Source organism: Pseudescherichia sp., from assembly GCF_032052675.1.
Classification (GTDB): domain Bacteria; phylum Pseudomonadota; class Gammaproteobacteria; order Enterobacterales; family Enterobacteriaceae; genus Pseudescherichia.
On sequence record NZ_DAMBWA010000009.1, the window covers coordinates 144,140 to 169,319 of the forward strand.

Annotated in this window: 22 protein-coding genes and 1 pseudogene; 17 read left to right on the forward strand and 6 right to left on the reverse strand. The window is 58.8% G+C overall.

The genetic code is table 11. From position 1 onward, the window contains the following. The first annotated feature begins 82 nt into the window (after positions 1-82). From RTX96_RS13820 to crtB, 10 genes are all read left to right on the forward strand, one after another. On the forward strand, positions 83-1,036 hold the full coding sequence (locus RTX96_RS13820; protein ID WP_312671385.1) for an aldo/keto reductase: 954 nt from the start codon (positions 83-85) through the stop codon (positions 1,034-1,036). Between the two features lie 145 nt (positions 1,037-1,181). Beyond that, positions 1,182-2,156 carry a fatty acid desaturase gene (locus RTX96_RS13825; protein WP_312671386.1) on the forward strand — a complete coding sequence of 325 codons (975 nt, stop codon included), beginning with the start codon at positions 1,182-1,184 and terminating at the stop codon, positions 2,154-2,156. Then, the gene (locus RTX96_RS13830) at positions 2,146-2,916 is read left to right on the forward strand and encodes a PhnD/SsuA/transferrin family substrate-binding protein (RefSeq protein WP_312671387.1); all 771 of its coding nucleotides are present in this window, start codon (positions 2,146-2,148) and stop codon (positions 2,914-2,916) included. Before RTX96_RS13825 ends, RTX96_RS13830 begins: the two co-directional genes overlap by 11 nt. A 122-nt stretch (positions 2,917-3,038) precedes the next feature. Then, on the forward strand, positions 3,039-3,788 hold the full coding sequence (locus RTX96_RS13835) for a glucose 1-dehydrogenase (protein WP_103818783.1): 750 nt from the start codon (positions 3,039-3,041) through the stop codon (positions 3,786-3,788). A 166-nt stretch (positions 3,789-3,954) separates the two neighbouring features. After that, positions 3,955-4,827, forward strand: coding sequence for a polyprenyl synthetase family protein (locus RTX96_RS13840; RefSeq protein ID WP_286140664.1), 873 nt, complete (start codon positions 3,955-3,957; stop codon positions 4,825-4,827). Between the two features lie 60 nt (positions 4,828-4,887). Further along, positions 4,888-5,931, forward strand: a complete 1,044-nt coding sequence (gene fni, locus RTX96_RS13845; protein WP_312671388.1) for a type 2 isopentenyl-diphosphate Delta-isomerase — start codon at positions 4,888-4,890, stop codon at positions 5,929-5,931. Then, on the forward strand, positions 5,928-7,169 hold the full coding sequence (locus RTX96_RS13850) for a glycosyltransferase (protein ID WP_312671389.1): 1,242 nt from the start codon (positions 5,928-5,930) through the stop codon (positions 7,167-7,169). Before fni ends, RTX96_RS13850 begins: the two co-directional genes overlap by 4 nt. Next, positions 7,166-8,326, forward strand: coding sequence for a lycopene beta-cyclase CrtY (gene crtY, locus RTX96_RS13855; RefSeq protein WP_409418567.1), 1,161 nt, complete (start codon positions 7,166-7,168; stop codon positions 8,324-8,326). Before RTX96_RS13850 ends, crtY begins: the two co-directional genes overlap by 4 nt. Next, complete coding sequence (locus tag RTX96_RS13860) at positions 8,323-9,801, forward strand: phytoene desaturase (protein ID WP_312671390.1); 1,479 nt, start codon at positions 8,323-8,325, stop codon at positions 9,799-9,801. Before crtY ends, RTX96_RS13860 begins: the two co-directional genes overlap by 4 nt. Beyond that, complete coding sequence (crtB, locus tag RTX96_RS13865) at positions 9,798-10,727, forward strand: 15-cis-phytoene synthase CrtB (protein ID WP_312671391.1); 930 nt, start codon at positions 9,798-9,800, stop codon at positions 10,725-10,727. The genes RTX96_RS13860 and crtB overlap by 4 nt, the downstream gene beginning before the upstream one ends. Here the strand turns inward: crtB and RTX96_RS13870 are convergent. The 3 genes and pseudogenes from RTX96_RS13870 to RTX96_RS13880 form a co-directional block, all read right to left on the reverse strand. Continuing rightward, the gene (locus RTX96_RS13870) at positions 10,663-11,193 is read right to left on the reverse strand and encodes a sterol desaturase family protein (RefSeq protein ID WP_312671392.1); all 531 of its coding nucleotides are present in this window, start codon (positions 11,191-11,193) and stop codon (positions 10,663-10,665) included. The genes crtB and RTX96_RS13870 overlap by 65 nt on opposite strands. An 88-nt stretch (positions 11,194-11,281) precedes the next feature. Further along, positions 11,282-12,415, reverse strand: a complete 1,134-nt coding sequence (locus RTX96_RS13875) for a trans-sulfuration enzyme family protein (protein WP_409418568.1) — start codon at positions 12,413-12,415, stop codon at positions 11,282-11,284. Further along, a pseudogene (locus RTX96_RS13880) lies at positions 12,404-13,420 on the reverse strand (PLP-dependent cysteine synthase family protein); the annotation flags it as partial. The gene RTX96_RS13875 and the pseudogene RTX96_RS13880, both read right to left, overlap by 12 nt. A 410-nt stretch (positions 13,421-13,830) precedes the next feature. Between RTX96_RS13880 and RTX96_RS13885 the strand changes: the two are divergent. From RTX96_RS13885 to RTX96_RS13900, 4 genes are all read left to right on the forward strand, one after another. Then, complete coding sequence (locus tag RTX96_RS13885) at positions 13,831-14,853, forward strand: methionine ABC transporter ATP-binding protein (RefSeq protein ID WP_103818367.1); 1,023 nt, start codon at positions 13,831-13,833, stop codon at positions 14,851-14,853. After that, positions 14,846-15,514 (forward strand): methionine ABC transporter permease, encoded by a 669-nt coding sequence (locus tag RTX96_RS13890; protein ID WP_312671393.1) that lies wholly within the window; start codon positions 14,846-14,848, stop codon positions 15,512-15,514. Before RTX96_RS13885 ends, RTX96_RS13890 begins: the two co-directional genes overlap by 8 nt. A 28-nt stretch (positions 15,515-15,542) precedes the next feature. Further along, entirely contained in the window at positions 15,543-16,355 is an 813-nt protein-coding gene (locus tag RTX96_RS13895; RefSeq protein ID WP_103818365.1) for a MetQ/NlpA family ABC transporter substrate-binding protein, read from the forward strand. 374 nt (positions 16,356-16,729) lie between these two features. Beyond that, positions 16,730-17,410: an oligogalacturonate-specific porin KdgM family protein gene (locus RTX96_RS13900; RefSeq protein WP_103818364.1), complete on the forward strand. Its 681-nt coding sequence runs from the start codon at positions 16,730-16,732 to the stop codon at positions 17,408-17,410. Between the two features lie 151 nt (positions 17,411-17,561). Here RTX96_RS13900 and RTX96_RS13905 read toward each other — a convergent pair whose 3' ends face one another. Beyond that, positions 17,562-18,737 (reverse strand): oligogalacturonate lyase family protein, encoded by a 1,176-nt coding sequence (locus RTX96_RS13905; RefSeq protein WP_103818363.1) that lies wholly within the window; start codon positions 18,735-18,737, stop codon positions 17,562-17,564. Between the two features lie 491 nt (positions 18,738-19,228). Here RTX96_RS13905 and kduI point away from each other — a divergent pair, with 491 nt between their 5' ends. The 3 genes from kduI (at position 19,229) to RTX96_RS13920 (ending at position 22,653) form a co-directional block, all read left to right on the forward strand. Continuing rightward, a complete protein-coding gene (gene kduI / locus RTX96_RS13910; RefSeq protein ID WP_103818362.1) occupies positions 19,229-20,065 on the forward strand; it encodes a 5-dehydro-4-deoxy-D-glucuronate isomerase in 837 nt (278 codons plus the stop codon). A 60-nt stretch (positions 20,066-20,125) separates the two neighbouring features. Continuing rightward, entirely contained in the window at positions 20,126-20,887 is a 762-nt protein-coding gene (gene kduD / locus RTX96_RS13915) for a 2-dehydro-3-deoxy-D-gluconate 5-dehydrogenase KduD (protein ID WP_042387961.1), read from the forward strand. A gap of 347 nt (positions 20,888-21,234) precedes the next feature. Next, positions 21,235-22,653, forward strand: a complete 1,419-nt coding sequence (locus RTX96_RS13920; protein WP_103818361.1) for a sugar porter family MFS transporter — start codon at positions 21,235-21,237, stop codon at positions 22,651-22,653. Positions 22,654-22,739: 86 nt separating this feature from the next. Here RTX96_RS13920 and RTX96_RS13925 read toward each other — a convergent pair whose 3' ends face one another. After that, positions 22,740-24,029, reverse strand: coding sequence for an ABC transporter substrate-binding protein (locus RTX96_RS13925; RefSeq protein WP_312671394.1), 1,290 nt, complete (start codon positions 24,027-24,029; stop codon positions 22,740-22,742). A 13-nt stretch (positions 24,030-24,042) separates the two neighbouring features. Continuing rightward, entirely contained in the window at positions 24,043-25,170 is a 1,128-nt protein-coding gene (locus RTX96_RS13930; RefSeq protein ID WP_312671395.1) for an ABC transporter ATP-binding protein, read from the reverse strand. Positions 25,171-25,180 lie beyond the last annotated feature (10 nt).

Genomic DNA, 25,180 nt, shown 5'->3' on the forward strand with positions numbered 1-25,180 from the left:
ACCATACGCGAAAGATTGCTTATGCATCGCCGTGTTTTGTCTACGATTGCCTATACCGTAACTCAAAAAAGGAGTATTGCGCATGGCTTTACGTTCATTAGGCACGACGGGATTGCACATTCCACCGCTGGTCTTTGGCGGTAACGTCTTTGGCTGGACCGTTGACGAGCAGCAGAGCTTCACTCTGCTGGATGCGCTGCTGGAGCGCGGCCTGACCGCTATCGACACCGCCGACGTCTACTCTGCCTGGGCGCCGGGCAACAAAGGCGGCGAATCGGAAACGATTCTTGGTAAATGGTTCGCAGCTCACCCTGGCGCACGGGAAAAGATCACCCTGTTTACCAAAGTCGGCTCCGACCTTGGCGAGCCGGGGAAAAAAGGGCTCTCCGCCCGCTGGATCGAGCAGGCGGTAGATGCCTCCCTCAAGCGTCTGCAAACGGACTATATCGATCTCTACTTCTCCCACTGGCCAGATGACAGCACGCCCTATGAAGAGACCCTCGGCGCGTATGAGAAGCTGCTGAAAGCCGGCAAGATCCGCGCCATTGGCGCGTCCAATCTCAATGCGGCGCAGCTAGAGGCGTCACTTAAGGCCGCCGATGCTAACGGCCTGCCGCGTTACCAGGTGCTACAGCCGGAGTACAACCTCTACGATCGCGACAGCTTTGAAGGCGAACTGCAGGAGCTGGTAGTGCGGGAGAATATTGGCGTGGTGACCTACTACAGCCTGGCCTCCGGCTTCCTCTCCGGGAAGTATCGCAGCGAGAAAGATCTGGGCCAGAGCCAGCGCGGCGAGGGCGTCGGTAAATATCTTAACCCGCGCGGCTATGCCATTCTGGAGGCGCTGGACAGCGTTGCTGAGCGGCACGGCGTGAAGCCTGCACAGGTGGCACTTGCCTGGCTGATTAGCCGCCCCGGCGTGACCGCACCTATCGCCAGCGCCACTAAAATTGAGCACGTGGACGGCTTTGTTGAGGCTATCAATCTTCAGCTGACCCCTGAAGATATCCTCGCCCTGGACAACGCAGGCGCATAACGCTTCTCCTCTGCCCGGTGTTGACCACCGGGCGCTATATTATTGCCGCGCCTCGCAAAAGCTAAGCCATTTAAATTCTTTGTCATTACCGCCGTTTTCTCACATCGTTTGCTCTATCTGATGAGCAAGGGGAGTAGGGGATACGATGGCGAAAAGTACCGCTGGCTGGCTGCATGAGCAGCAGCGCGACTGGGTCCGGCAGCGCGCCCGCTCCTGGCTGTGGCGCAGCGAGCTGCCGACCTGGATGTTGATTGTTGCGATCTACGGCGGCTGGTTTGCGACGCTGGCGTTCTGGCAGACGCTGGGGCTGCTGCCCGCCACGCTGCTGCTGATCTGGTTCACCACCTGGTACATGTCGCTCCAGCATGAGCTGATCCACGGTCACCCTACACGCTACCCACGGGTAAACCAGCTGCTGGGGCTGATGCCGCTGGCGGTCTGGTACCCCTACGGTCTCTATCGGGATGCACATCTGGCGCACCACCGTACTCATCTGCTCACCCAGCCGGAGGACGATCCCGAGTCCTACTACATTCCCGAGTGGCGCTGGCGGCGCTATGCGCCCTGGCAGCGCAAGCTGATTGCCCTGCGCAACACCTTCCCCGGTCGCCTGCTGCTGGCCCCGGCGCTGGATATCATCCAGCTAGTGGGCGGGATGCTGACCTCATTTCGCCAGCTGGATCGTCGGGCGATAGCGATGTGGATCGTGCACGGTGTTCTGCTGGCGTTAACCTTTGCCTGGCTGGTGCGCTGCGAATTCTCGATCCTCTACTTTGTGCTGGCGGTCAGCTATCCGGCGCTGGCGCTGACGAAGGTGCGATCGTTTCTGGAGCATCGGGCGGACGACGATCCGCTTGCCCGCTCGGTGATCAACGAGGCCTCGCTGCCGTGGCGGGTGCTGTTCCTTAATCTGAACTACCATTCTGTTCATCACGATCTGCCGGGCGTACCCTGGTACGCATTACGCAATGTCTATCTGCGCGATCGGGCGAGCTATCAGCAGCGCAACGGCGGCTTTCTTGTACGCGGCTACGGCGAGTGGCTGCGGCACTTTCTATGGCGCTCGGTGAATGTTAATGCCCATCCCGGCTTTACCAGGACGAACGGTAATGAGCAGTAAGATTGCGTTTCCGATGTATAACCTCTACCGCCCGGATAGCGAGGCGCTGATCCAGGCTGTACAGGCGCTGCTGGTGGCAAGGGGCGTTGCCGTCACGCCGGTCTGGCCGGAGGAGGATCTGCTGACCCACTGGCAGAGCGACGATCTCCTGCTCAGCCAGGCTTGCGGCTATCCGCTGGTCACGCGACTGCCGGAGGTGCAGACGGTGGGCTGCTTTCACTATTCGGCTCCCGGCTGCGAAGGCATTCGCTACCGCAGCCTGCTGGTGGTGCACCAGCGCGACAGGGATAAAACGCTGGCGGATTTTCGCGGCAGCCGCGCGGTCTGCAATGCACCCGACTCCCAGTCTGGCTACAACGTATTTATGCAGATGGTCGCGCCGCTGGCACCGCACGGGACGTTCTTTAGGGACGTTATCTTCAGCGGCAGCCACCGCCAGTCGCTGGTTGCGATCGGCGAGGGCAGGGCGGATATTGCAGCTATCGACTGCGTCACCTTCGCTCTGCTCCAGCGACATGCGCCACACTTAATCTCTGACCTTGCCGTTATCGGTGCAAGCCCTGCCGCGCCGGGGCTGCCGTTGATTACCGCCAGAAACACGCCGCCGTCGCGCATAGCCCTACTGCGCGATGCGCTGCGCCAGCTGGTGAGCGACCCGGCGTATCGCACCCTGTGTGCGGCACTGTTCATCAGTGGCTTTAGCGACGTTTCACGGCAGGATTACGCGTCGCTCCTCAACGGTGATTATCCACAACCATAAATAGTCCTTTCTATTTTTCACTATTTTTCACCAATCCAATGCGCAGTAGAGTTCATCCATGCCCTGACGATGCGGTGACGGGCAATCCCGATACTCACTATTAAACAGGAAGGAACATGAAGATGAGCAAACAACTCGACGGTAAAATTGCGCTGGTCACCGGAGGTACAAGCGGCATTGGTCTGGCTACCGCGCAGGTGCTGGCGGCTCAGGGCGCGCAGGTATTTATTACCGGACGTCGCCAGGCTGAGCTTGACGCAGCGGTAGATGCCATCGGCGCGGCGGCGACCGGCATTCGCGCCGATGCCTCTAAGCTGGCAGAGCTGGACGCGGTCTATGCCCAGATTGCGAAACAGGCCGGGCGGCTGGACATTCTGTTTGCCAACGCCGGGGGTGGCGATATGCAGCCGCTGGGCGCCATCAGCGAAGAGCATTTTGACCGTATCTTCGGTACCAACGTGCGCGGCGTAGTGTTCACGGTGCAGAAGGCGCTGCCGCTGCTGGTGGATGGCGCATCGGTGATTTTAACCGGATCGACCACCTCCGTTAAGGGCACTGCCAGCTTCAGCGTCTACAGCGCCAGCAAGGCCGCGGTGCGCAACTTTGCCCGCTCGTGGGCGCTGGATCTGAAAGATCGCGGTATCCGCGTCAACGTGGTCAGCCCCGGCCCGGTTCGTACGCCAGGCCTCGGCGATCTGGTGCCGGATGAGCATCGTCAGGGGCTGTTTGACGCGCTTGCCGCGCAGGTACCGCTGGGCCGCCTGGGTGAGCCGGAGGAGATAGGCAAAGTCGTGGCGTTTCTCGGCTCCGACGCGGCCAGCTTTATCAATGGTGCAGAGCTGTTTGTTGACGGCGGTATGGCTCAGATCTAAAGGCTGAGCGTCTCATACTCCGCTTAATGTAAAACTACTTCAGAACCTGGCGAGAGCTACCCGCGCGGTCTACGGTTAAGTGACACTACAAGACAATATAGCGGGTAACCTTGCAATGGTGAGTGGCAGTAAAGCGATCGTTTCGCCCCATCGCGAAATAGAAGTCATGAGACAATCCATTGATGAGCACCTGGCTGGCCTGTTACCTGAAACCGACAGCCAGGATATCGTCAGCATTGCAATGCGCGAAGGGGCAATGGCACCAGGCAAACGGATCCGTCCGCTGCTGATGCTGCTGGCCGCCCGCGATCTCCGCTATCAGGGTAGCATGTCGACGCTGCTCGACCTCGCCTGCGCCGTTGAACTGACCCATACCGCATCACTCATGCTCGACGATATGCCCTGCATGGACAACGCCGAGCTGCGCCGCGGTCAGCCCACTACCCACAAAAAATTTGGTGAAAGCGTAGCGATTCTTGCCTCCGTTGGCCTGCTCTCTAAAGCCTTTGGCCTGATTGCCGCCACCGGCGATCTGCCGGGGGAGAGGCGTGCCCAGGCGGTCAACGAGCTCTCTACCGCCGTGGGCGTGCAGGGCCTGGTGCTGGGACAGTTTCGCGATCTCAATGATACGGCTCTGGACCGCACGCCTGATGCCATTCTCAGCACCAATCACCTAAAAACCGGTATTTTGTTCAGCGCGATGCTGCAAATTATCGCCATCGCCGCTGCGTCGCCAGAGAGCACGCGGCAGACGCTGCACGCCTTCGCGCTCGACTTCGGCCAGGCCTTTCAGCTGCTGGACGATCTGCGTGACGATCACCCGGCGACCGGCAAGGATCGCAACAAGGACGCGGGGAAATCGACGCTGGTGAACCGACTGGGCGCGGACGCGGCCCGGCAAAAGCTGCGTGAGCACATTGATTCCGCCGATAGACACCTCACCTTTGCCTGTCCGCAGGGCGGGGCCATCCGACAGTTTATGCATTTGTGGTTTGGCCATCACCTTGCCGACTGGTCACCGGTCATGAAAATCGCCTGATACCGCCCTTCGGTTCAAGCAGCACCCCATTATGGAACCACATTACAGGAGTAGTGATGAATGAAGGACGAGCGCCTTGTTCAGCGTAAAAACGATCATCTGGATATCGTCCTCGACCCCCGGCGCGCCGTAACCCAGGCCAGCGCTGGCTTTGAGCACTGGCGCTTTACCCACTGCGCGCTGCCGGAGCTGAATTTTAGCGATATCACGCTGGAAACCACCTTTCTAAACCGTCAACTGCAGGCCCCGCTGCTGATCAGCTCGATGACCGGCGGCGTTGAGCGCTCGCGCCATATCAACCGTCACCTCGCCGAGGCGGCGCAGACGCTGAAGATTGCGATGGGGGTGGGTTCCCAGCGCGTCGCCATTGAGAGCGACGCGGGTTTAGGGCTGGATAAAACCCTGCGACAGCTGGCCCCGGACGTGCCGCTGCTGGCGAACCTGGGCGCGGCGCAGCTGACCGGCAGAAAAGGTATCGACTACGCCCGACGGGCCGTGGAGATGATCGAGGCCGACGCGCTGATTGTGCACCTCAACCCGCTGCAGGAGGCCTTGCAGCCCGGCGGCGATCGCGACTGGCGCGGACGGCTGGCGGCTATTGAAACCCTGATCCGTGAGCTGCCCGTTCCGCTGGTGGTTAAAGAGGTGGGAGCAGGGATCTCCCGCGCCGTGGCCGGACAGCTGGTGGATGTCGGCGTTGGCGTGATTGACGTCGCAGGCGCGGGCGGCACCAGCTGGGCCGCCGTTGAAGGCGAGCGGGCGGCGACCGAGCAGCAGCGCAGGGTGGCCAACGTCTTTGCCGACTGGGGGATCCCCACCGCTGAAGCGCTGGTTGCGATCGCCGAGACCTGGCCGCAGATCCCCCTCATTGCCTCGGGCGGGATTAAAAACGGCGTCGACGCGGCGAAAGCGCTGCGGCTCGGGGCCTGTATGGTGGGGCAGGCCGCCGCCGTGCTTGGCAGCGCGGGCGTCTCTACGGAGAAGGTGGTCGATCACTTCAACGTCATTATTGAGCAGCTACGGGTCGCCTGCTTCTGCACCGGCAGCAGCAGCCTGTACGATCTAAAGCAGGCGGATATCCGCTATTTGCAGGATACGCCATGAGCCATTTTGCCATCGTGGCACCGCCGCTCTACAGTCACGCGGTGGCGCTGCATGCCCTGGCGCTGGAGCTGGCCCAGCGCGGTCACCGGATGACCTTTCTTACTGGCAACGTCGCCTCGCTGGCAGAGCAGGAAACGGAGCGGGTGGCGTTCTATCCGCTTCCCGCCAGCGTGCAGCAGGCCCAGCGCAACGTCCAGCAGCAGAGCAACGGCAACCTGCTGCGGCTGATTGCGGCCATGTCATCCCTGACCGATACGCTCTGCCAGCAGCTACCCGCTATTTTGCAGCAGCTGGCGGTGGACGCGCTGATTGTCGATGAGATGGAGCCTGCCGGAAGCCTGGTCGCCGAGGCGCTGGGGCTGCCGTTTATCTCTGTTGCCTGCGCGCTACCGGTCAACCGCGAGCCAGGCCTGCCGCTGCCGGTGATGCCGTTTCACTACGCCGAGGATAAGAGAGCCCTGCGACGTTTCCAGGTCAGCGAACGCATCTATGACGCGCTGATGTACCCGCTCGGGCAGACGATCCTGCGCCACGCCCAGCGCTTTGGTTTGCCGGAGCGCAGGCGCCTCGACGAGTGTCTCTCGCCGCTGGCGCAGATCAGCCAGTCCGTTCCGGCCCTCGACTTTCCACGCCGGGCGCTGCCGGACTGTTTTCACTACGTCGGGGCGCTGCGCTACCCGCCGCCGCCACAGATAGAACGCTCGCCGCGCAGCACGCCGCGGATCTTTGCCTCGCTGGGCACCCTGCAAGGACACCGTCTACGCCTGTTCCGGAAGATCGCCCGGGCCTGTGCCAGCGTGGGGGCGGAGGTGACCATTGCCCACTGCGATGGTCTGACGCCCGCTCAGGCCGACTCGCTCTACGCCTGTGGCGCTACCGAGGTAACAAACTTTGTCGACCAGCCGCGCTACGTTGCCGAGGCGGATCTGGTTATTACCCACGGCGGCCTTAACACCGTGCTGGACGCGCTGGCTGCCGCCACGCCGGTGCTGGCCGTGCCGCTCTCATTCGACCAGCCCGCCGTGGCTGCCCGGCTGGTCTATAACGGGCTGGGTCGCCGGGTGTCGCGCTTTGCCAGACAGCAGACCCTGGCGGACGAAATTGCCCAGCTGCTGCGGGACGAGACCCTGCATCAGCGGCTGGCGATGGCCCGCCAGCAGCTTAACGAAGCCGGGGGCACCCCGCGCGCGGCGACCCTAATTGAACAGGCCATGACAGGGAGTGAGAGCGTATCGTGAGGGATCTGATTTTAGTTGGCGGCGGGCTGGCCAACGGTTTGATTGCCTGGCGTCTGCGCCAGCGCCACCCGCAGCTCAACGTACTGCTGATCGAGGCTGGAGAGCAGCCAGGCGGGAACCACACCTGGTCCTTCCATGAGGACGATCTCACCCCCGAACAGCACGCCTGGTTGGCGCCGCTGGTGGCCCACGCCTGGCCGGGCTATGAGGTGCAGTTTCCTCATCTCAGCCGTCGGCTTGCGCGCGGCTACTACTCCATTACCTCTGAAAGCTTTGCCGAGGCCCTGCATCAGGCGCTGGGGGAGAACATCTGGCTCCGCTGTCCGGTGAGCGAGGTGTTACCCAACAGCGTGCGCCTTGCCAGCGGCGAGGCGCTGCTGGCCGGGGCGGTGATTGACGGACGCGGCGTGACTGCCAGTTCGGCGATGCAGACCGGCTACCAGCTCTTTCTTGGCCAGCAGTGGCGGCTGAGCCAGCCCCACGGCCTGACCGTACCGATCCTGATGGACGCCACGGTGGCGCAGCAGCAGGGCTACCGCTTTGTCTATACCCTGCCGCTCTCCGCCGACACGCTGCTGATTGAGGATACGCGCTACGCCAACGCCCCGCAGCTCGATAGCGATCTCCTGCGTCAGACCATTGCCGACTATGCTCACAGCAAGGGGTGGTCGCTGGCGCAGCTTGAACGCGAGGAGTCCGGCTGTCTGCCGATTACCCTGGCGGGCGATATCCACGCCCTGTGGGCCGATGCGCCAGGCGTGCCGCGCGCGGGGATGCGCGCCGGGCTGTTTCACCCCACCACCGGCTACTCGCTGCCGCTGGCGGTTGCCCTGGCCGACGAGATCGCCGACAGCCCGCGTCTGGGCAGCGTCCCGCTCTATCAGCTCACCCGGCAGTTTGCCGAACGCCACTGGCGCAGGCAGGGGTTCTTCCGCCTGCTAAACCGGATGCTCTTTCTGGCGGGACGCGAAGAGAACCGCTGGCGGGTAATGCAGCGCTTCTACGGGCTGCCGGAGTCGACCGTGGGGCGCTTTTACGCCGGTCGGCTCTCACTAATCGATAAGGCCCGCATTTTGACGGGCAAGCCGCCGGTTCCGCTGGGAGAGGCCTGGCGGGCGGCGCTGAACCATTTTCCTGACAGGCGAGAAAAAGGATGAAGAAAACCGTTGTGATTGGCGCAGGCTTTGGTGGCCTGGCGCTGGCGATCCGCCTGCAGGCGGCCGGGATCCCAACCGTGCTGCTGGAGCAGCGGGACAAGCCCGGCGGTCGCGCTTACGTCTGGCATGACCAGGGCTTTACCTTTGATGCCGGGCCGACGGTGATCACCGATCCCACCGCGCTCGAGGCGCTGTTTACCCTGGCCGGTAGGCGGATGGAGGATTACGTCAGGCTGCTACCGGTGAAACCCTTCTATCGGCTCTGCTGGGAGAGCGGGAAAACCCTGGACTACGCTAATGACACCGCCGAGCTTGAGGCGCAGATTACCCAGTTCAACCCGCGCGACGTCGAGGGCTACCGGCGCTTCCTCGCTTACTCCCAGGCGGTGTTCCAGGAGGGCTATCTGCGCCTCGGCAGCGTGCCGTTTCTCTCGTTTCGCGACATGCTGCGCGCCGGGCCGCAGCTGCTTAAGCTCCAGGCGTGGCAGAGCGTCTACCAGTCGGTCTCGCGCTTTATTGAAGATGAGCATCTGCGGCAGGCCTTCTCCTTCCACTCCCTGCTGGTGGGCGGTAACCCTTTCACCACCTCGTCCATCTACACCCTGATCCACGCCCTTGAGCGGGAGTGGGGGGTCTGGTTCCCCGAGGGCGGCACCGGGGCGCTGGTGAACGGCATGGTGAAGCTGTTTACCGATCTGGGCGGGGAGATGGTGCTCAACGCCCGGGTCGAAGAGCTGGTGGTAACCGATAACCGCGTAAGCCAGGTGCGTCTGGCAGATGGCCGTACTTTTGACGCCGACGCCGTGGCCTCGAACGCTGACGTGGTGAACACCTATAAAAAGCTGCTCGGCCACCATCCGGTAGGGCAGAAACGGGCGGCGGCGCTGGCGCGTAAGAGTATGAGCAACTCGCTGTTTGTGCTCTACTTCGGCCTGAACCAGCCCCATCCGCAGCTGGCGCACCATACTATCTGCTTTGGCCCCCGCTACCGGGAGCTTATCGACGACATCTTTACCGGCAGCGCGCTGGCGGATGACTTCTCGCTCTACCTGCACTCGCCCTGCGTGACCGATCCCTCGCTCGCCCCTCCCGGCTGCGCCAGCTTCTACGTGCTGGCCCCGGTGCCGCATCTCGGCAACGCGCCGCTGGACTGGGCGCAGGAGGGACCTAAGCTGCGCGACCGCATCTTTGACTACCTGGAAGAGCGCTATATGCCTGGCCTGCGCAGCCAGCTGGTGACCCAGCGTATCTTTACCCCGGCGGACTTCCATGACACGCTGGATGCGCACTTAGGCTCGGCCTTCTCCATCGAGCCGCTGCTAACCCAGAGCGCCTGGTTCCGCCCGCACAACCGCGATAGCGACATTGCCAACCTCTATCTGGTCGGCGCAGGCACCCATCCCGGGGCGGGCATTCCTGGCGTAGTGGCCTCGGCGAAAGCGACCGCGAGCCTGATGATTGAGGATCTGCAATGAGCCAACCGCCACTGCTTGACCATGCCACGCAGACGATGGCTAACGGCTCGAAGAGCTTTGCCACCGCCGCGAAGCTCTTCGACCCGGCCACCCGCCGTAGCGTGCTGATGCTTTATACCTGGTGTCGCCACTGCGATGACGTTATTGATGACCAGACCCACGGCTTTGCCAGCGAGGCCGCGGCACAAGAGGAGGCGACCCAACGTCTGGCCCGGCTGCGCAAGCTGACCCTGGCAGCGTTTGAGGGGGCGGAGATGCAGGATCCCGCCTTTGCCGCTTTTCAGGAGGTGGCGTTGACCCACGGCATTACGCCCCGCATGGCGCTCGATCATCTCGATGGCTTTGCGATGGACGTGGCGCAGACCCGCTATGCCACCTTTGAGGATACGCTGCGCTACTGCTATCACGTGGCGGGCGTGGTGGGCCTGATGATGGCCAGGGTCATGGGCGTACGGGATGAGCGGGTGCTGGATCGCGCCTGCGATCTGGGGCTGGCGTTCCAGCTGACGAATATCGCCCGGGATATTATTGATGATGCGGCTATTGACCGCTGCTATCTGCCCGCCGAGTGGCTGCGCGATGCCGGCCTGACCCCGGAAAACTATGCCGCACGGGAGAACCGGGCGGCGCTGGCGCGGGTGGCGGAGCGACTCATTGATGCCGCCGAGCCGTACTACATCTCCTCGCTGGCCGGGCTGCACGATCTGCCGCCGCGCTGCGCCTGGGCGATCGCTACTGCCCGCAGCGTCTACCGGGAGATCGGTATCAAAGTCAAAGCGGCGGGAGGCAGCGCCTGGGATCGCCGCCAGCACACCAGCAAAGGTGAAAAGATTGCGATGCTGATGGCGGCGCCGGGGCAGGTTATTCGTGCGAAGACGACGAGGGTGGCGCCGCGCCCGGCTGCGCTTTGGCAGCGTCCCGTTTAGACGGGCGGCCATGACGCTTACGCAGGATCGCCTGCAGGTCGGCAGGCTTGCGGGCGTAGATAAAGCCGAAGGAGACGCAGCCCTCCCGGCCGCGCACCGCATGGTGCAGGCGGTGGGCAACGTAGAGCCGCTTCAGGTAGCCCCGGCGTGGGATCCAGTGGAAGGGCCAGCGCTGGTGCACCAGACCGTCGTGCACCAGGAAGTAGAGCAGACCGTAGATCGTCATGCCGCAGCCAATCCACTGCAGGGGCCAGACCCCCGCCGTGCCCACGGCGATCAGGGCGATAGCCACCCCGGCGAAGACCACCGCAAAGAGATCGTTCAGCTCAAACACCCCCTTGCGTGGAGTATGGTGTGACTCATGCCAGCGCCATCCCCAGCCGTGCATAATGTAGCGGTGGGTAAAGGCGGCGATGCCCTCCATCGCAATAACGCTTAAGATGACGATCAGACTATTTACTAGCATAGCGGTGCGCGCTCCTGCGACTCAGACTGGCTTACTCAAACCCTTAGCCTCTAAGCATAGTCGCAATCGCTGGCGGCGCGCGTCGGTATCAGGCCAGAGCCTGCTGCAGATCGGCCAGCAGATCCCGCTCATCCTCAATGCCCACCGACAGGCGGATCAGCTGTGGCGTAATGCCGTTCGCCAGGCGCTGCGCCAGCGGGATCGAGGCGTGGGTCATGCTGAACGGCTGGCTCACCAGACTTTCTACGCCGCCGAGGCTCTCGGCGAGGGTAAACAGCTTCAGTTTGCTAATCACCTCTGCCGCACGCTGGTCATCGCCTTTAATCACCACCGAGATCATGCCCCCGGGCAGGGCCATCTGCTGGCGCGCGAGGGCATACTGCGGATGGGACGTCAGCCACGGAAACCACACTTTCTCCACCTGCGGCTGCTGCTCAAGCCAGCGGGCCAGCGCCAGGGCGTTGCTGCTATGGCGCTCGATGCGCAGGGCGAGGGTGCGGATCCCGCGCAGGGTCAGGAAGCTGCTGAACGGATCGAGCACGCCGCCCACCGCGTTTTGCAGGTAGCCCAGCTTCTCTGCCAGCTCAGGGCGATCGCCCACCACCGCCAGCCCGGCCACCACGTCGGAGTGGCCGTTGAGGTATTTGGTGGCGGAGTGCACCACGATATCAAAGCCCAGCGTCAGCGGACGGTGGATCAGCGGCGAGGCGAAGGTGTTATCCGCCACGCTGATCACGTTGTGACGACGGGCGATCCTGGCGATAGCCGCCAGGTCCGCCAGCTTCAGCAGCGGGTTGGTGGGGGTCTCCACCCAGATCATCCGCGTATCCGGACGGATGGCGGCCTCCAGCCCGGCGAGATCGTCCGGTTTCACCCAGCTCACCTGTAGGCCGGTGCTACGGCGGCGCACGTTATCGATCAGCCGGTAGGTGCCGCCGTAGACGTCGTCGATGGCGACGATATGGCTATCTTTATCCAGCAACTCCAGCACGGTGGAGATCGCCGCCAGGCCGGAAGCAAAGGCGTAGCCGCGCGTGCCGCTCTCCAGCTCGGCGATGGCGCTCTCCAGAGCATGGCGCGTCGGGTTGCCGCTGCGGGAGTACTCGTAGCCGGTGTGCTGGCCCGGTGCGGGCTGGGCAAAGGTGGAGGTAGCATAGATAGGCGGCATCACCGCCCCGTGCTGGTCGTTAAAGGCGCCGCTGTGCACGCTGAGGGTCGCCAGGGCACTAACAGGTGCAGCGGGCGCGGGTTGGGCATCATCCTGCAAGCCCTGCTGTTGCAGCCACTCGTCGTTAAACATGCGGGAGAGGTACTTGTTGCCGCTGTCGCAGGCGAAGGTCACCACCCGCTTCGGCGTCGTCTGGGCCTGGCAGTAGCGCAGGGCGGCGGTCAGCAGCGTACCGGTGGAGGATCCTGCCAGCACCCCCTCTGTCTGCAAGAGCTGACGGGCAGTGGCAAAGGCCTCCGCATCGGTGACTCGGTAGGCCTGACGGACGTTCTCCAGGTGGGCGAGGGGAGGGATAAAGTCTTCGCCAATCCCTTCGACTCGCCAGAAGCCCGCTTCGCCGTGCTGTCCGGTCTCAACCTGATCCGCCAGAATCGAGCCGACGGGATCGGCGAGCACAAACTCGGTGTGCGGCGAATGTTTGGCAAACCATGCCCGGAGGCCACCCAGCGTACCGCCGGAGCCAACGCCCACCACCACGGCATCAATCCTGCCCGCCAGCTGGTCGAACAATTCCGGGGCGGTACCTGTGGCGTGCGCCAGCGGGTTAGCCGGGTTGGAGAACTGATCGATATAGTAAGCACCCGGCGTCTCCTCCGCGAGGCGGCGGGCGTAGTCCTGATAGTACTCCGGGTGTCCCTTCGTCACGTCGGAGCGTGTCAGCCGCACCTCCACGCCCAGCGCGCGCAGGTGATAGATCTTCTCCTGGCTCATCTTATCCGGCACCACCAGCACCAGCTTATAGCCCTTCTGGGCAGCTATCAGCGCCAGCCCGAGACCGGTATTGCCTGCGGTGGCTTCAATAATAGTGCCGGCGGGCGCGAGCAGGCCCTGGCGCTCGGCCTCGTTGATCATCGACAGCGCCACGCGATCTTTTATCGAGCCGCCGGGATTCTGGTTCTCCAGCTTGAGAAAAAGCTCGCACGGACCGGTATTCAGTTTGTGTAGCTGCAGGATCGGCGTCTGACCAATAAGGTCGGTAATAGAGTGGAATACGGACATGTTGTGTCACCTGTTATGAGATGCGATAGCAGGAGGATAGGGCGGCGAAAAGCAGGTTTTAAAGAATGATTCTCTGCTAACTAGAACGAAATGGCATATCTGTGCTGTTTAGCCGTCAGGATGGAAAGATGTCTACTTGTCATGCCGGATGGCGCTGCGCTTATCCGGCCTACAAAACAACGAGTTAGGCTTTACCTTTGCTACCGCAGATAAACAAGCAGTGCTAATCTTATGCGCTTTTTCGATAACGGTTGCTGAATTAATCCTATAGACGCCAGGTCACGGTATGAGCCGCTTAGATCTGCACGTTATATCTTATTCATTTTTTGTTATTTCAAAGATAATAACGGCTGTTTATCATCATTCAGACATCCATACTGCTAAACCGCCATAACGGATACACCAACGAAATGATCGTCCTGAGGAATATCTCTAAGATTTTTGACCACGGAAAGGTACCTATTACCGCCGTGGATAATGTGAACTTGACGGTTGAGCAGGGACAAATTTACGGCATCATTGGCTACAGCGGCGCGGGGAAAAGTACCCTGATCCGTCTGCTCAATGGCCTGGAGAAGCCCACCGAGGGTAGCGTCACCATCAACGGCCAGGATATCTCCGCCGCGCGCGGTGAGAGCCTGCGTCAGGCGCGGCTGAAGATCAGCATGGTCTTCCAGCACTTTAACCTGCTCTGGTCGCGTACGGTAAATGAAAACATCGCCTTCTCGATGCAGATCGCCGGCGTGCCGAAAGCAAAAATTACCGCCCGGGTGGCGGAGCTGGTTGAGCTGGTTGGCCTGACCGGGCGTGAACACGCCTACCCGTCCCAGCTGAGCGGCGGACAGAAGCAGCGCGTCGGCATCGCCCGTGCGCTGGCGAATAGCCCGGACGTGCTGCTGTGTGACGAAGCGACCTCGGCGCTCGACCCGCAGACCACCGATCAGATCCTCGATCTGCTGCTGGATATTAACCGCCGCTTTAAGCTGACCATCGTGCTGATCACCCATGAGATGCACGTGGTACGTAAGATTTGCGACCGCGTAGCGGTGATGGAGAACGGCAAAGTCGTGGAGGAGGGTGACGTACTGGATGTCTTTACCCGTCCGCAGCAGCCGATCACCCGCCAGTTTGTGCGCCAGGTGAGCCAGTATGCGGAAGAGGAGACCTTTAATCCGGAGCTGGCTAACGATCTGGCGGGCAGCGTGATCAAGCTGACCTTTACCGGTCACAGCACGCATAAGCCGATCGTGGGCGAACTGACCCTGCGCTACGGTCTGCCGTTCAATATCCTGCACGGTAAAATGACCCAGACGGCGCATGGCGTCTTTGGACAACTTTGGGTGCACGTGGTGGCAACCCAGGAACAACTAGGCAATATCCTCGCAGATCTGCAGAAAAGCGATATTGACGGCGAGGTGATTAAACATGGTTGAGAATCTATTCCCGCATCTGCGTCTGGACCAGCTCTGGTCCGCCACGCAGGAGACACTCTACATGACGGCGCTCTCCGGCGTCGCGACCTTTGTACTGGGGATCCTGCTCGGGCTGGCGCTGTTTTTAACCGCGAAGGGCGGACTGTTCCAGAACAAGCCGCTCTACAGCATGATCTCCATCGTGGTGAACGTGTTCCGTTCCATCCCGTTCATCATTCTGATCGTGCTGCTGATCCCCTTCACTAAAACGATTGTCGGCACCATTCTGGGGGCCAACGCGGCGCTGCCGGCGCTGATCGTTGGGGCTGCGCCGTTCTATGCCCGTCTGGTAGAGATTGCGCTGCGAGAAGTGGATAAAGGCGTCATTGAAGCTACGCGCTCTATGGGTGCGCGCCTCAGTACGCTCGTGTTTCGGGTGCTGTTGCCTGAATCGTCGCCTGCGTTAGTGTCAGGCATCACCGTTACGCTGATCGCTCTGGTGAGCTACAGCGCTATGGCTGGTGTGATCGGCGCGGGCGGTTTAGGAAATCTTGCTTATCTGGAAGGATTCCAGCGTAACCACAACGACGTCACGCTGGTGGCGACGGTGACCATTCTGATCATCGTCTTCATCATCCAGTTCTGCGGCGACGTGATTACCTCTCTGTTAGATAAACGCTAAACACAACAACAATTTGGGAACCAACATCATGAAAAAGACACTGACACTGATTGCCGCAGCAACCCTCAGCGCCCTGAGCTTCGCCTCCTGGGCTGATACCCTGACCGTTGGCGCGTCTAACGTGCCGCACGCGGAGATCCTCGAGCAGGCTAAACCTATCCTGGCTAAACAGGGTATCGACCTTGAGATCAAACCGTTCCAGGACTACATCCTGCCGAACACCGCCCTGGCCAGCCGCGACATCGACGCGAACTACTTCCAGCACATCCCGTACCTGAACAGCGTGCTGAAAGATCACGAAGGCGACAAAACCTATGATTTCGTCAGCGCCGGTGCGATCCACATCGAGCCGATCGGTATCTACTCTAAGAAATACAAGTCGCTGAAGGATCTGCCGCAGGGCGGCAAAGTCATCATGCGTGATGCCGTCGCGGAAGAGGGGCGTATCCTCTCTATCTTCGAGAAAGAGGGCGTGATCAAGCTGAAGCCGGGCGTGAATAAAGTCAACGCGCGCATCAGCGACATCGTTGAGAACCCGAAAAAGCTAGAGTTCCTGCCGAACGTAGAGGGCTCCCTGCTGCCGCAGATGTATAACAACGACGAAGGCGATGCGGTGGTAATCAACGCCAATTACGCTATCGACGCCGGTCTGGATCCGGTGAAAGATCCGATTGCGGTAGAGAGCGGCGAGAACAACCCGTACGCTAACATCATCACCGTACACCGTGGCGACGAGAAGAAGAAAGACGTCGTTGCGCTGGTAAACGTGCTGCACTCGAAAGAGATCCAGGACTGGATCCGTACCAAGTACAAAGGCGCGGTGATCCCAGTTAACAACTGAGTTTGATGCGTTAGTGAAGCCCGCTTAAGAGCGGGCTTTTTTATGCGCCTAAACAGATTCTTAAGAAAAGTATAATGCGAATTTAATAAAGTCACATATGTGACTATTTGTTACCTAATTTGCTAAGTGTATGATAAAAAACATTATTTAATTATCATAAGATATTTGTAATTATTTCGTTAATATCTTCCTGCTGTGATCTTCGTCGTTATTTATAGTCAAAAAATCCCCGCTTTGTTGATATTCATCACGTCTTCACTTTCCTAATTTTTTGAAACAGCCAATTACGATCCGGATCACTAAAATAAAGTTATTTAAAAAATAAAATGCAATTCCATAAAAACGGAACATCATTTTAATTTTTGAGGGTGGCTATGTTTAAAAATACTCTGATCCTTGCGTCTCTCATCGGTGCCTCTTTTGCTGCGCAGGCTGTGACTGTCGATCTGCGTCACGAATATATTGATAACGGCACTAACGCCGACCGCGTCGCGGTCTCTCACCGTTTTGATAACGGCCTGGGCTTTGGCGTCGAAGCAAAATGGAAATCCGGCGGCGATAACGCCGATCAACCATTAACCGAGCTGGTCGGCAACGGTCACGAAGAATCCCTGAACTGGCGCTGGAAAGCGACAGATAATTTTGCTCTCAACCCGGGCATTAATATTGAAAGTAAAGACACCTTCTCTATTTATAAACCCTATCTGCATGCGCAGTACAGCTTTGACAGCGGCGTCTATATTGCGGGTCGCTACCGCTATGAGTATACCCGTAACCCTGACTCCGACGTGGTTGATAACAAAGTAAATAAATTCGATGCGTGGGTAGGCTGGGCGATGGGTGACTGGCGTACCGAGCTGAACTACGTCTACGCGAAAAGCACCGAAGACGTTATTCGTGAAAATAACAAAACCTATTCTAACGAATATAACGTCAAACTCGCCTATAAATGGGATAAAAATTGGGCCCCGTATGGCGAAGTGGGTAACGTCGGCGTAAAAAATACCGACGAGCGTCAGACCCGTTTCCGTGTCGGCGTAGCATATACCTTCTAAAAGAACCCTCATGAGAAGACCCCGGAGCAGTTGGCCGGGGTTTTTTCTTTATATAAATAGAGAGAAAAGGAAATAGATTTGTGGGTGAAATAACATAGATAAAAAAAGGCCCTCCATACGGAGGGCAAGGCCAGTTACTAAACACACTCAATTATGCTTGAAGCCATTCACGCTGCTCGGGAAGCCGGGCAATATAGAGCGCAGGCTTACCGTCTTTGTCGGAGCTAAACAGAACCGCGCTGTCGTCCGGCGTAAATGACGGATGCGGATGGGTCACCTGACGGCTATTAGCCACCGTGGCCCAGGAGGTATCGTGACGCGCCGCGCGGAAGTAGCGCTTCTCCGCCACGTCGAATACGTAGATATAGGGATCGTTATCGATGCTATAGCCGTCTGCATCGTTAACGTCGACCGGCGAGCCTGAACCGTCACCCACCAGCAGGGTGCCGTCAAAGTTACTCATCAGATGCGAGCAGGCGGGCATCGCCATGATCGCTTCGTTGACCCCGGTCGTCGGATCAAAGCGGTAGACGGTGCGGCCCTGCTCTCCCTTCAGGTAGGAGACGTAGACCAGCGCCGAACCGTTCGGCACCCAGAACTCATGGGTACAGCTTTCGCCTTCAGCATGGGTCTTCACTTTACGCATGTTGCTGCCGTCCTCATTTACCAGCCACATGCGGGCATCCACCAGGTCGTGCGGGCCCTCGTGGCAGAAGGCAACGGTATTGTCGTCAAAGGGACGGTAGATAGGGTGGCCCAGCCAGAGTTTCTCTTCGTGAATGGTGGCGCTTTCGCCGGTCTGCAAATCGACGCGCAGCAGGCGGCAGCGGGGACCCTTCAGGAAGAAGTCATGGAAAATTTTCCAGTCGTTGAGCGGCGTCCAGTCGCTTTTGGCAATTTCGATGCCGACCAGTTTAGTGCAGTCGCTGTTTGCTACCCAGGTGCCGTAGCCAACCCACTCATCCGGCACGCGGTAGACTTCACGCTCGGCCAGGGTTTTAAGGTTCACTTCCCGCAGGGTGCGGTCGTTTTTAACGTAGTAGAGCGCGCTATCGTCCGGCGACAGGAAGCCGCCAAAGGTGTTATCGCCAGCGCCCTCGGTCAGCTGCACCGCTTCGGCCTGCTCAATGTTCAGCAGATAGTAGTTCCAGTGACCATCAAATTCGCCAGCGAAGATCAGATGGCTGCCATCGTTAAAAAAGCATTTCTGATAGAAGTAGTTACGATGACAGGTGACTTCAGGAGGCGTTAAGCGGATCACTTCCGCGCCCGTGTCCGGATCGCGGCTAACATCATAGTTGAGCTTAACTCGCATACCTTTCGCCATACTAATCTCCTTGTTAAGGGGGCCTGTCACGATGTTTCGGCTAGCGTAATGACCCGAATGGATTATGAGTTTAAAAACCAGGTGTTAAATTATCAAAACATGGTTTCAATATGTGTGATTGGTCACGCACTTTATAAGAAAAAAGTTGTGTAGAGAGCGGAAGTCGGTAGGAGAAAAACAGGCGTCTTTGATTTATGACGAGAAAAATCAACGAGATAGCAGAAATTCAAAGATTTCATAAGTTGTTGTTATTTAATGTCTTTTTCTGAATTGTGCAAGATGGGAACTCTCCGCATGCAGGCGTCAACGCCAAACAATCGTGATCCTAATTGCAATTTTCAAACGAAATAGCAGAAAAAATGAAACATTGTTTTATTTGCAATTGAAAACACGTTTTAGCCGGGATAATATGGCCGCCATACTACAAAACGGAACAGCGTTTCGACGCTCCGTTGTGTGACGTTTGGTCAAAAACGATTCTGGAGGTAAATGTGGAAGTCAGACAAAGCATCCACAGCGCACATGCTAAGACGCTGGATACCCAGGGGCTGCGCGACGAGTTTTTAGTTGAGCAGGTATTCGAGGCCGACGCTTACACGATGGTGTACAGCCATATCGACCGCATTATCGTTGGCGGCATTATGCCGGTGGCAAAAACCGTTGCCGTCGGCGGCGAAGTGGGCAAGCAGCTGGGCGTGAGCTACTTCCTTGAGCGTCGCGAGCTGGGCACCATCAACATCGGCGGTCCTGGCACCATCACCGTTGACGGCCAGTGCTACGAAATCGGCCATCGCGATGCGCTCTACGTCGGTAAAGGGGCCAAAGAGGTGGTGTTTGCCAGCATCGACCCGGCAAAACCGGCCAAGTTTTACTACAACTGCGCCCCGGCGCACACCGCTTACCCAACCAAAAAAGTGACCCCGGCAGACGTTGCCCCGGTGACCCTTGGCGATCCGCTCACCAGCAACCGCCGCACCATCAATAAATACTTCGTGCCGGACGTACTGGAGACCTGCCAACTGAGCATGGGCCTGACCGAGCTCGAGCCAGGCAACCTGTGGAACACCATGCCGTGCCATACCCATGAGCGCCGGATGGAGGTCTACTTCTACTTCAATATGGATGAGGACGCCTGCGTGTTCCATATGATGGGACAGCCGCAAGAGACGCGCCACATCATTATGCATAACGAACAGGCGGTGATCTCACCCAGCTGGTCTATTCACTCTGGCGTGGGTACCCGGGCTTACACCTTCATCTGGGGGATGGTAGGCGAAAACCAGGTCTTTGATGATATGGACCATGTTGCCGTTAAGGATCTGCGCTAGTCGCGGAGAGCAAAGCAAACCATGCCTGGCGAACAGGCGCAGATAGATTAAGGAACCACTATGATTCTGAATGCATTTTCTCTTGAAGGTAAAGTTGCGGTTGTCTCTGGCTGTGATACCGGCCTGGGCCAGGGGATGGCGCTGGGTCTGGCAGAAGCGGGCTGTGACATCGTCGGGATTAACATCGTTGAGCCGACCGAGACCATTGAGCGCGTTACCGCCCTGGGTCGCCGTTTCCTGAGCCTGACCGCTGACCTGCGTCAGATCGACGGCATCCCTGCGCTGCTGGAGCGTGCGGTGAGCGAGTTCGGCCATATCGACGTGCTGGTGAACAACGCGGGTCTGATCCGTCGTGAAGATGCGATCAACTTCAGCGAAAAAGATTGGGACGACGTCATGGATCTGAACATCAAGAGCGTGTTCTTTATGTCCCAGGCCGCGGCGAAGCACTTTATCGCCCAGGGCAACGGCGGCAAAATCATCAACATCGCCTCTATGCTCTCCTTCCAGGGTGGCATCCGCGTCCCGTCCTATACCGCGTCTAAAAGCGGCGTGATGGGTATTACCCGCCTGATGGCTAACGAGTGGGCGAAGCACAACATCAACGTGAACGCCATTGCACCGGGCTACATGGCAACCAACAATACCCAGCAGCTGCGTGCTGACGAGCAGCGCAGCGCTGAGATCCTCGACCGCATCCCGGCGGGCCGCTGGGGTCTGCCGAGCGATCTGATGGGGCCGGTGGTGTTCCTGGCCTCCAGCGCCTCTGACTACATCAACGGCTACACCGTGGCGGTAGACGGCGGCTGGCTGGCGCGTTAATTACGCCTGGCATTGAACAGTGTCGGGTGGCGCTGCGCTTACCCGACCTACACGATCCTGCCTCGCGGCGGGATTTTTTATCGCCGTAAATCAGATAAGTCCATATGCGCAATCACGAAATATCCATATCGAAATGCCAAATAAAGGCGCTTTCTTGATTATTTATTAGCTAAAACATCACATTAAAATAATTTGATAATATTAAATGTGATTATCAAAGTGGAATATCCATCACATAAACTATATGCATAGCAGTTTTATCCATATCTATGACCGTTACTCCCTGACACCTTTTGTCCTCCCTCTCTTACTTTCAATAGACGATTTACTACTTCAGGCAACACAAGATGAGTTCATTGAGTCATAACGCACCGTCAGTGCCGCGCGCGTTGCAGGATACGCGACGCATGAATCTTTTTGTCTCCATTTCCGCCGCCGTGGCCGGTCTGCTGTTTGGTCTGGATATTGGCGTGATTGCCGGGGCGCTGCCGTTTATTACCGATCATTTTACCTTGAGCAGCCGCCTGCAGGAGTGGGTGGTGAGCAGCATGATGCTGGGGGCGGCCATCGGGGCGCTGTTCAACGGCTGGCTCTCGTTTCGCCTGGGACGTAAATACAGCCTGATGGCGGGGGCCATTCTTTTTGTGGTGGGATCCCTCGGCTCGGCCTTTGCTATCAATGTTGAGGTGCTGATCTTCTCAAGGGTGATCCTCGGCGTCGCGGTTGGCATCGCCTCTTATACTGCGCCGCTCTACCTCTCTGAGATGGCGAGCGAAAACGTGCGCGGCAAGATGATCAGCATGTATCAGCTGATGGTCACCCTGGGGATTGTGATGGCCTTTCTCTCCGACACGGCGCTGAGCTACTCCGGCAACTGGCGCGCCATGCTAGGTGTGCTGGCCCTGCCGGCGCTGGTGCTGATCGCGCTGGTTATCTTCCTGCCAAACAGCCCGCGCTGGCTGGCGGAGAAGGGACGGCATATTGAGGCGGAGGAGGTGCTGCGCATGCTGCGCGATACCTCCGAGAAGGCGCGGGAGGAGCTGAATGAGATCCGCGAAAGCCTGAAGCACAAGCAGGGCGGGTGGGGGCTGTTTAAAGCCAACCGCAACGTGCGCCGGGCGGTATTTCTCGGCATGCTGCTGCAGGCGATGCAGCAGTTTACCGGGATGAACATCATCATGTACTACGCCCCGCGCATCTTTAAGATGGCCGGGTTTACCACTACCGAACAGCAGATGATCGCCACCCTGGTGGTCGGCCTGACCTTTATGTTCGCGACCTTTATCGCCATCTTTATGGTGGATAAGGCCGGACGTAAGCCCGCGCTGAAGATCGGCTTTAGCGTGATGGCATTCGGCACGCTGGTGCTGGGCTACTGCCTGATGCAGTTCGATAACGGCACCGCCTCCAGCGGCCTCTCCTGGCTCTCTGTCGGCATGACCATGATCTGCATCGCCGGCTACGCCATGAGCGCCGCGCCGGTGGTATGGATCCTCTGCTCGGAGATCCAGCCTCTGAAGTGCCGCGACTTCGGCATTACCTGCTCGACCACCACTAACTGGGTGTCGAACATGATTATCGGCGCGACCTTTCTGACCCTGCTTGATGCCATCGGCGCAGCGGGAACCTTCTGGCTCTATACCGCGCTGAATATCGTGTTTGTCGGTATTACGTTCTGGCTGATCCCTGAGACGAAAAACGTCACTCTTGAGCATATTGAACGCAGGCTGATGGCGGGAGAGAAGTTGCGTAATATTGGAGTATGAGGATTTGCCCGGCGGCGCTGATGCTTGCCGGGCCTACGGGTCTGTAGGCCGGGTAAGCGGAGCGCCACCCGGCATAGCTGTGAGACCTAGCGCATCGCGCGTTTCAGGATACGTTCAGCCTGGCGCTGGAAGTCAGCTGCGGTCTCTTCCACGGTTTTCTGACCGTAGTCGATGTACTGTAGGGAAGTACCAAACTGGGCCACCACCTGCGGGTCGTCAAAGTAGGGCGATACCGTCAGCTTCGCAGGCAGGGACTGCGCCAGGCGCAGGCCAGCCACCGACGGATCCTCCTCTTTGATAGTGCCGTTTGCGGTCAGGGTCTCCACCGCCGCCTTGCTCAGCGGTACGCCGCGCTCGAGGCCCAGCGTCTCCGCTCCCTCTTTGCTGTTCAGCAGGAAGTTAATCAGCTGCGCTGCCTCTTTCGGATGCCTGGTCGATTTACCAATCGACAGCATCTGCGCCGGTTTAAAGAAGAGGCCCGCGTCGGTTGCGCCCGGCAGCATCGGATAGCTGCCCAGCTCCAGCTTCGCCGGTGGCTTCAGGTTGTCGGAATACTTGGTGATGGTGGAGTTCCACATGTAGGTGCCGCCCCATTCACCCTCGATCCACGGCTTCATCTCATACATGTTGCTCTTACCAAACGACGCGTAGTATTTGGTATCCGGCATCACGTGGCTGTCGACGAGATCCTTATAGGTCTGGAAAAACTCCACCCACTGCTCTTTGCTGTAGGCAAATTTTTTGGTCTTCTCGTCTACCGCCGGAATGTTGTACTTCTGGATCATGTAGGAGTTCAGCAGCGCCAGGGTGTCCTGATGCTCCAGCACCACCGGGTAGTACTGCTTGCCCAGCTTGCTCTCAAAGGTTTTGCCCGCGGCTTTCAGCTCATCCCAGGTTTTTGGGTATGCAACGCCCGCTTTTTTCCAGGTTTCATCGTTGAAGTAGAAGACGCGTGCGGTCACGGAGATCGGGATACCGTTCAGCTTGCCGTTGACGGTGGTCGACTTCAGCTCTTTCGGATCGAACTGGCTCAGATCGATCACGTCCTTCAGCTGGTTAAGGTCGTAAAAACCGTCGCCGTTTTTAGAGAAGATCGGCAGCCAGTTCCAGTTGGTCTGCATCACGTCAGGCTCGGTGCCACCGGCGATCTGCGTGGTCAGGCGGGAGAGGTGGCCGTCCCAGCCGGTGTACTCAGATTTGACGTTAATATCCGGATGCTGCTTGTGAAACTCCTCGATCGCCTTCAGCGTCACCTGGTGACGGCCGTTGCCGCCCCACCAGGACATACGCAGGTCGACGCTATCCGCCGCCTGTGAAGGAAGGGCGCTCAGGCCTAATGTGGCGGAGATTGCTGCGCTTAAAAGCACTTTTTTCATTTTTATACTCCAGTTAGAGAGAGATGTTCTGTTCAGTTTTCGCGTCAAAGATATGACACTTATCCATGTCAAACTTAAAATAGACCTTGCGGTTAAGGCCCTTTTCAATCATCGGTTTAGCTTCATCGGACGGGATACGGGCGGTCAGCTCATAGTCGGCAACTTTGAGATAGACAAAGAATTCATGGCCCATGTTTTCGGTGCGCACCATCTCGCCGGTGCAGCAGCCTTCGGCGAACGGTTCATCAGAGAGGGAGACGAACTCCGGGCGCACGCCGTAAAACACCGACTGGTTCTGGTACGCGGTCACTTTCTCCTGCTGGCGAGCGTTAAGCGGCAGGCTCTCATCGCCAATGGTGATATGCAGGCGGCCCGCTTTATCAACTAGCTTGCCGGGCTTGATGTTCATCTCCGGTGCGCCGATAAAGCCCGCCACGAACATGTTTTTTGGGTGGTGATAGAGATTGTCCGGGGTATCCACCTGCATGATATGTCCCAGCTTCATCACGCAGATGCGATCGCCCATCGTCATGGCTTCGGTCTGGTCATGGGTCACGTAGACGGTGGTGGCCGGTTTCCCGGACTTTTTCAGCTCCTTATGCAGATCCGAAATACGGATGCGCATGGAGGCGCGCAACTTGGCATCGAGGTTAGAGAGCGGTTCATCAAACAGGAACACGTCCGGCTTCTTCACAATCGCCCGGCCTACCGCCACGCGCTGGGCCTGGCCGCCGGAGAGCTGGCGCGGCAGACGCTCCAGCAGCTCCTCCAGCTCAAGGATCTTTGCTGCTTCATCGACATATTTATCGATCTGCTCCTTCGGCATCTTGCTCAGCTTGAGGCCGAAGGCGAGGTTTTCCCGCACCGTCATGTGCGGATAGAGGGCGTAGTTCTGGAACACCATCGCAATCCCGCGCTCTTTCGGCGCAAGGTTGTTGACGATCTTCTCGCCGATGCGCACTTCGCCGCCGCTGATGGTCTCCAGCCCGGCCAGCATGCGCAGGGTCGTGGACTTGGCGCAGCCGGACGGCCCGACAATCACCATAAACTCCCCGTCAGCGATCTTCAGGTCGATACCATGTACCGCTTTAAAGCCGTTGGAGTACACTTTTTCCAGCTTGTTGAAAATAACTTCAGCCATGATATTTCCC